1 protein-coding gene is annotated in these 1,424 nt (G+C 72.2%); it reads left to right on the top strand.

Annotated features, from left to right (window positions below; translation table 11 throughout):
• A partial coding sequence (locus ABZ848_RS49525; RefSeq protein ID WP_360843740.1) for a biotin/lipoyl-containing protein occupies positions 1-1,416 on the top strand: 1,416 nt, incomplete at its 5' end.
• Positions 1,417-1,424: the final 8 nt, after the last annotated feature.

Raw genomic sequence — 1,424 nt, 5'->3', positions numbered from 1 at the left:
CACATCGCCCAGCGCGCCGGCGCCCCGCTCGTCGCGGGCACCCCGGACCCGGTCTCCGGCGCGGACGAGGTCGTCGCGTTCGCCGAGCAGCACGGCCTGCCCATCGCCATCAAGGCCGCGTTCGGCGGTGGCGGCCGCGGCCTGAAGGTCGCCCGCACCCTGGAAGAGGTGCCCGAGCTGTATGAGTCCGCGGTGCGCGAGGCGGTCGCCGCCTTCGGCCGCGGCGAGTGCTTCGTCGAGCGCTACCTGGACAAGCCGCGGCACGTGGAGACGCAGTGCCTGGCCGACAGCCACGGCAACGTGGTCGTCGTCTCCACGCGTGACTGCTCGCTGCAGCGCCGCCACCAGAAGCTGGTCGAGGAGGCCCCCGCGCCCTTCCTCTCCGACGCCCAGGTCGCCGAGCTGTACTCGTCCTCCAAGGCGATCCTGAAGGAGGCCGGCTACGTCGGCGCCGGCACGGTCGAGTTCCTGGTCGGCCTCGACGGCACGATCTCCTTCCTGGAGGTCAACACCCGCCTCCAGGTGGAGCACCCGGTCACCGAGGAGGTCGCCGGCATCGACCTGGTGCGCGAGATGTTCCGCATCGCCGACGGCGAGGAGCTCGGCTACGGCGACCCCGAACTGCGCGGCCACTCCTTCGAGTTCCGCATCAACGGCGAGGACCCGGGCCGTAACTTCCTGCCCGCCCCCGGCACCGTCACCACCTTCGCCCCGCCCACCGGCCCGGGCGTCCGCCTGGACGCCGGCGTCGAGTCCGGCAGCGTGATCGGCCCGGCCTGGGACTCCCTCCTGGCCAAGCTGATCGTGACCGGCCGCACCCGCAAGGAGGCCCTGGAGCGCGCCTCGCGGGCCCTGAACGAATTCGCCGTCGAGGGCATGGCGACGGCCATCCCCTTCCACCGCGCGGTCGTCACCGACCCCGCCTTCGCCCCCGAACTCACCGGCAGCCAGGAGGCGTTCACGGTCCACACCCGCTGGATCGAGACCGAGTTCGTCAACGAGATCAAGCCCTTCGCCGCCCCCGCCGACGCGGACACGGACGAGGAGCCGGGCCGTGAGACGGTCGTCGTCGAGGTCGGCGGCAAGCGCCTGGAGGTCTCCCTGCCGTCCTCGCTGGGCATGTCCCTGGCCCGCACCGGCCTGGCCGCCGGCGCCCGCCCCAAGCGCCGCGCCGCGAAGAAGTCCGGCCCGGTCGCCTCGGGCGACACCCTCGCCTCCCCGATGCAGGGCACGATCGTCAAGGTCGCGGTCGAGGAGGGCCAGGAGGTCAAGGAGGGCGACCTGATCGTCGTCCTCGAGGCGATGAAGATGGAACAGCCGCTGAACGCGCACAAGTCCGGCACCATCAAGGGCCTGTCCGCGGAGATCGGCGGATCCGTCAGCTCCGGCGCCGCGATCTGCGAGATCAAGGACTGACACCCGCA

It is taken from the genome of Streptomyces sp. NPDC047081, assembly GCF_040643775.1.
In the GTDB taxonomy this organism is placed as follows: domain Bacteria; phylum Actinomycetota; class Actinomycetes; order Streptomycetales; family Streptomycetaceae; genus Streptomyces.
The sequence above is the reverse complement of the archived record's forward strand: the minus strand, read 5'-3'. Positions and strand labels throughout refer to the sequence as shown.